At 37.2% G+C, this 6,479-nt stretch carries 5 protein-coding genes; 1 reads left to right on the forward strand and 4 read right to left on the reverse strand.

Annotated elements, in window-relative coordinates:
* A partial coding sequence (locus RYK16_RS08170; protein WP_314851765.1) for a class I SAM-dependent methyltransferase occupies window positions 1–600 on the forward strand: 600 nt, incomplete at its 5' end.
* 63 nt (window positions 601–663) lie between these two features.
* Here RYK16_RS08170 and RYK16_RS08175 read toward each other — a convergent pair.
* The 4 genes from RYK16_RS08175 to RYK16_RS08190 all read right to left on the reverse strand — a co-directional run.
* Entirely contained in the window at window positions 664–1,818 is a 1,155-nt protein-coding gene (locus RYK16_RS08175; protein WP_314112609.1) for an NlpC/P60 family protein, read from the reverse strand.
* Window positions 1,819–1,961: 143 nt separating this feature from the next.
* Window positions 1,962–3,566: an NlpC/P60 family protein gene (locus RYK16_RS08180; RefSeq protein ID WP_314851766.1), complete on the reverse strand. Its 1,605-nt coding sequence runs from the start codon at window positions 3,564–3,566 to the stop codon at window positions 1,962–1,964.
* A 309-nt stretch (window positions 3,567–3,875) separates the two neighbouring features.
* Window positions 3,876–5,846 carry a Cna B-type domain-containing protein gene (locus tag RYK16_RS08185; protein ID WP_314851767.1) on the reverse strand — a complete coding sequence of 657 codons (1,971 nt, stop codon included), beginning with the start codon at window positions 5,844–5,846 and terminating at the stop codon, window positions 3,876–3,878.
* 191 nt (window positions 5,847–6,037) lie between these two features.
* A partial coding sequence (locus RYK16_RS08190) for a hypothetical protein (RefSeq protein ID WP_314851768.1) occupies window positions 6,038–6,479 on the reverse strand: 442 nt, incomplete at its 5' end.

Genomic DNA, 6,479 nt, shown 5'->3' on the forward strand with positions numbered 1-6,479 from the left:
GATATTGAAAATGGTCAAAAGACAGGTTACTTCTTAGACCAAAAATCAAATCGTGTATTATTACGTAACATTGCCCGCAATAAACGTGTATTAGACTGTTTTAGTCACACTGGTGGCTTTGCATTAAACGCAGCCTATGGCAATGCAAAAGCAGTTACTGCTGTCGATATTTCAAATACAGCCTTACAACAAGGCTATCAAAATGCAAAACTTAATCATCTTGAAGATAAAATTCAGTTTGTACAAGCGGATGTATTCGATTATCTTGAACAACTCAAAGTTAATGAATTTGATATTATCGTCCTAGACCCACCAGCATTTACAAAATCTCGTAAGACTGTTAATAGTGCCTATTATGGATATAAAAATATCAATATGAAAGCAATGAATGTATTACGTAATGGTGGTTATTTAATTACTTGTTCCTGTTCAAGATTCATGGAAACAAAACTCTTTGAACAGATGTTATTAGAAAGTGCTAAGGAATGTGGTGTTACATTACGTCAGATTTCAGTTACCCAACAAAATCCTGATCACCCTATCCTTTGGACCATGGATGAAACAAGTTATCTAAAGTATTTCATATTCCAAATCTTATAAAGTCCGAAAGGACTTTTTCTTTTGAACAAAATAAAAGACTCACATCTGTGAGTCTTGCTTATCTTATTGTCCAGGTACTACGTAATAGGAAGGTAAGTAACCAGAGATATCCTGTACAGTTACACCAATACCATAAGTAGCAGCGTGAACCATTGTACCATTACCTAGTGCAATACCTACGTGGTATGGAGCCGAATCAGATCCATAGAAATATAGTGCACCAGCTGGAGCATTCCATACATCATATTGGTGAGTACCGAGTGCTTGTTGAGCATATGTTGTACGAGCACCTAAACCATAACAGTATTGAACTAAACCTGAGCAGTCAAATCCTGCTGGAGTTGTACCACCCCATTGATATGGAGTACCAACAAGAGATAACGCAGCAGCGATACCACCAGCATATAAACTTGAATCATACTTAGATGGATCAAATGTAGATGTAGTAGCAGATCTAGCAGTGTTCGCAGCTTGTTGAGCTCTAGCAGCTTCTTCAGCAGCAGCTCTTTCAGCTTCTTCTCTTTGACGTTGTTCTTCAGCCGCAATTCTTGCGTCAACAACTTCCTGAGGAGTACGAACAGAAACTGTCATAGTCGCTGTAGACTTATTACCTGCAGTATCAACAACTGTATATGTAACTGGATAATCACCATCTGTGTTCATATCTACAGCACCATCCACTGTTAATACAGGAAGAATACCTGAATCATCATTGATATAAGAAATGTAACTAGATGCGTTAAATGTATCACCATTGTTTACCACAACAGATGAATTCTTCAACTTGATGACAGGTGCTGTACTATTGACAACATTTACAACGGCTTTCTGAATAAAGGAATACCCTAAAGTCTTTTGAGCTTCAATATCACCAGTACTTGCAAGTGTAACCTTGACAGTAACTGTTTGGATACCTGTTACAGAACGATTGAATCCTTCAATATCCGCAACACTCTTCTCGATTGAGATATTTGTAAGATCATATGTTCCGTCAAAAGCAGCCCTTTCTTGAATTACCAAGCTCTTGATAGTATCAAGAGGATTTAAATCCTGTTGACTTACTTCAATAACTGGTAATGTGTTTTCCTTTTCAACTGTAGTAGCTTTGTTGTCATCTGCGTATACTGTTTTTGTTGAATATGTACCGGCAATGAGTAATGCGGATAATAATCCAGCACCTACTCTACCGAGTTTTTTGTTTAATTTATTTTTAACCATGACTCTATTTTACTTTTTTTCGTGGTATCTTTGCAACTTTTTGGGCCTTATTTCACACAATTTCACAAGTTTTTCAAAAAACTATAACATTTTTAGATATTTTTTCACAAAATTGGCAAAAATAAAACTCCTTTTCAGGAGTCTTATTGTCCGATAATTACATAGTAGGAAGGCATGAAGTATGAGATACCAATTACTTGAATACCATCATTTACATTCATCGCCTGTACTGTCTGACCACCACCAAGAGCGATAGCTACGTGGTATGGTGCAGTTTCAGAACCCCAGAAGTATAGTGCACCTGCTGGAGCATTCCATACATCATAGCGGTGTGTTCCTAATGTTTGCTGTGTATATGTAGTTCTCTGTGAAATACCATAGCAGTACTTAACAAGACCTGAGCAGTCAAATCCAGATGGAGATGTACCACCCCATACATATGGTGTGTTACCTACGAATGATAATGCAAGATTGATTGCATCAGTGTATGCACCATATTGTCCATACTGTGGAGTTGGAGCTACATACTGTTCGCTTTGAATATATTGAGCATATACCCAACCAACTTGTCCATTGATTACAATTTCTTGCCATCCGTTAGAAACTGTATCTGTACAGTAAATAGGATCATTTACATTTAATGTAGTAATAATAGAGCCAGATGTACTTGGAGATGTACGAACATTTAGACGTACATTTGGGTACATTGTCTTTGTAGGTGTAGGAATTGGTGTTGGAGTCGCTACTGGAGTTTCTACTACAGCTGGTGGTACAGGTGTAGGCTCTGGTGTAGCAACAGGTGTCTCAGTAACTGTTGTGGCTGCTGGAGTTTCTACTGCAGGTGTCTCTGTAGCTGCTGGTGTAGCAGGAACATCAATTGTCTCATTACTTCCTACTGCAGCATTTGCGTTATTACCAATTTCTTTAATTGCGTCAATTTCCTTCTGAAGTTCAGCTAACTGTGTTTCTAAACTTGTTGTCGTAGTAGCTGTATCAGTTGTTGTGCTTGTTGTTGGCTCTGTAATAGCCTTCACTGCTTCAAGTTGTGCTGTAATTTCAGCTGCCTTTGTTTCTGCTTCAGCTTGTTTAGCTGCCGCAACTTCGACAGGAGTCTTTACAGTAACTGTTAATACTGCAGTTGAAGTATGACCAGCTGTATCAGAAACTGTATAAGTTACTGGATACTCGCCATCTTTATCCATATCTACTTCGCCACTTACTGATAATACAGGTAAGATACCAGAATCATCATTAATATAGGAAATATAACTAGAAGCGTTAAATGTGTCACCGTTATTTACTGTAACGGCATCACTCTTAAGTTGTACTACAGGTGCACTGTCTTGTTTCAGTTTAACAACAACCTTCTGTACAAAGGAGTATCCAAGCCTCTTTTCAACCTCCTTATCCCCTGTACTTGCTAAGTTGACTTTCACTGTAACAGTTTGAATACCTGTTGCGTTTCGATCAAAGCCAGTAATATCAGCTACACTCTTTTCAAGTGAGATATAGTTCAAATCATATCCACCGAGTAAAGCACGTTGCTTAATTACTTCGTTCTTAATCGCTGTATACGGATCTTCTACCTGTGCATCTATAGTGATGACTGGTAGTGCGTTACTTGTGAACGGATTGACAGTTTCCTCTGCCTTTACATGTGTTATTGATACAGAACCTGCAACTAATACTGCAGATAATGCACCAGTCACAATCATTCCCATTTGTTTTTTGATAGTATTTTTCATCATGGCTGTATTCTAACCACTTTCTGTTTTCATTTGCAATCATATTCAAGTGTTTTTCGTGTTTTAAATTTACGAAAAGTGTTAAATATCCTTATTCTATGCGATTTTTTCGCATTTTTAATTTTTTAAAAATTTTTTTGATTTTGTTACAAAAATTGTAAAAAAATGTGAAATTTGTTACTTTTTCCCATATTTTCAATTTTTTCGTCAAAAAATAAGTTGCACTTCCAATCAATCGATATAGTTCTTGGAAAATCATAAATAAAGGAAGTCCAATAAGACTTCCTTTATTCGTTATTTTTTGTATCAGTTTTACTCTTTTCTTCTATACAATCCTAAGAACAAAAGTGTAACTAGAGAGATTGAGACTACTGCAATAAGTGTCCATACATGAAAATAATCTGCTGTTGGAGGTGTTCTTGGAATGGAGTTTGTAATGATGTATCCATTATCTTGATCACCTGTCACTAGTGCTATATATCCTTCTATAGGGCGTTCTTTTACCGTATATATAAATGTATTACCATTTGCATCATTCTTTGGGAGATTCTCAAATGTTATCACGCAGTTGCCACTAGAATCTGGAATGATAGTCTCATATCCTACGTATTGTGGTAGTTCACCTGCAATAGCACGGTAAAGTTCTATATCGATACTCTCCGGAAGTCCACTTGAGCGAATATCTTTCCACTCTTTTCTAACACTAATGGAAGTTAAATCACTTTCTCCCATTTCTACTGTACCATTTGATCCAATACCTCCACCTCTTGTTAAGGAGTAGTTACCAGAAATAATAACTCTAGCAAGTGTTTGTGCATTTGTATCTTGCACCACATCGGTATGAAGACCTAGGTATTCGTCATTGATTGCGAGTAGTTGTCCAGATAAATGATTGAGTGGAACTTCATTTCCATCATCATCTTTCCAGTTATAAGCTGTACCACCAAGCATCAGTGGTGATATTTCATAAGTAGGATCTCCACTATGTGCTCCATAATTGTTACTTGCCAGAATATAGATTTCATTTGCGCTTTCTGCCGTATTTGCATATAACGCAACACCATTCTTCAAATAAATCTTAGTCTTTGAAATTGGGCAGGAAGCGTAGCCACCACCCTCCATCTCTGCCGTATTATTTGTTATTAAGGCATTGGTTAACTTTAATTCACCATTTTGAAATGATGGGACCATACTATTAAATCCATTGACATAGATACCACCACCGCCAAAAGCGAAATTACCCTGTCCTGTTCCTGTCATTATATTATTTGTAATATATCCACCAGAAATTGTTGCAGTCGCATTTTTTCCAATAAAACCAGCTTGTACAAATATACCACCGCCACCAGTACCAGAGCGATTATCATCAATCGTTCCACCCGTCATGACAAGATTATCTTTTCCATTGGAAGCGGAATTAGTACCAAGCGAAATCCCTCCACCCATCTCATCAGAACGATTATGACGAATCATAGCTGCACCACTAATCGTTGTAGTATTTGTGCCATCAGGATATGCAGACCAAGAAGCGATACCTCCACCTGCCGCAACCTTACTACCATCACTAACTGCATGATTGTTTTCAATCACACCACCAGACATATTAAAGTTAGCTCTACCACCTAGGTAAATCGCACCACCCCAGTTTGCTTGATTATCATGAATGTATCCACCTGTCATATTTAAAGTACCAGCTTCAATAGTCACCGCACCACCAGTGCCGATATTGGAATTTCTTGCTTCATTATTCTCTAGGACCGTTCCATCCTGTATTGTTGCAATCGCATTCGCTACTCTAATTAAAGAATAGATGGAGCCAGTTGCAGTGATATTATCTTTATTTCCATCAACTGTAATATCATGGAAGATAGTATCTGCTTGGGTCTCTAACAGATAATCTGTAAATGCAGACTCACGCTTTAAGATTGCATTTGTTCCAGCTAATGATATCTCTCCAGAAACCGAAACGGTACCAGTTACCCAGATTGTGGTAATGGTTTGATTTGCAGTTGCAATTTCCTTAGCCTTTTCAAATGTCTTTACTGCATTTGTGGCAGTACTGCCATCGTTTGTGTCATCTCCACTAACACCATCTAGATAAATTTCAGTTGTTGATGGTGCTCGCAGTAATGTAAGAGTGATTTCTGAAGAATCTGATGTTTCTTCTATACCTTCATCCTCAGCATGTACTAATAGTAATGAAGCACCAACTGAAAACACTAAAAGTGCTACCATAATAGCTTTGAACCACCGATATTTTTTCTTCAACATTCCTAGAATCATGATATCCCCCCTTCTGTGATGTAGTTCTATTTACCATTACGTAAAATATTTATCATTTACTAAATATAGTATAGCCTATAACTATATGATTTTTAAGTAATTGTTGAGGAAAACAAGTTTTATAAAATATTTTGAAGAGACAAATGAAAAAATCTTGTCTGTATATACAAACAAGATTTTCATTATTTAATTTAAGCGATATCTTCGTCTGGAAGTTTTTCATCGAAGTCTACAATTTGACTATGTCCTGCCTCTACTGCTAAAGCAGCCAGGTCATTAACGTTATGAATATAACTTCTAGCCATACTTGCTTGTAGAACCATTCCGACATTCAATCCAGCAACCACATCGATATTACATTCAGCCGCATACTCTTTTGCAAGTGTGCAAGCTTCACGATATGTTGTACTGTCCAAAACATCTGCCATGATAAGGATATTACCACTTTGCTTCATAGATTCAATTGCAGTACGTAGTCTATTAATGAATTGATCTACAGTCTCTTCTAATAGGAAGGATACTGTTTCGTAAGCTTCTAACTTTCCAGAAAGGATCTCAACTGCACTACTTACACCTTCTGGAAATTTACCATTACCAGTAATGATTAGTCCAATCATAGTACTACTCGATTCC

It is taken from the genome of uncultured Solobacterium sp. (assembly GCF_963550625.1).
Classification (GTDB): Bacteria; Bacillota_I; Bacilli_A; order Erysipelotrichales; family Erysipelotrichaceae; genus Bulleidia.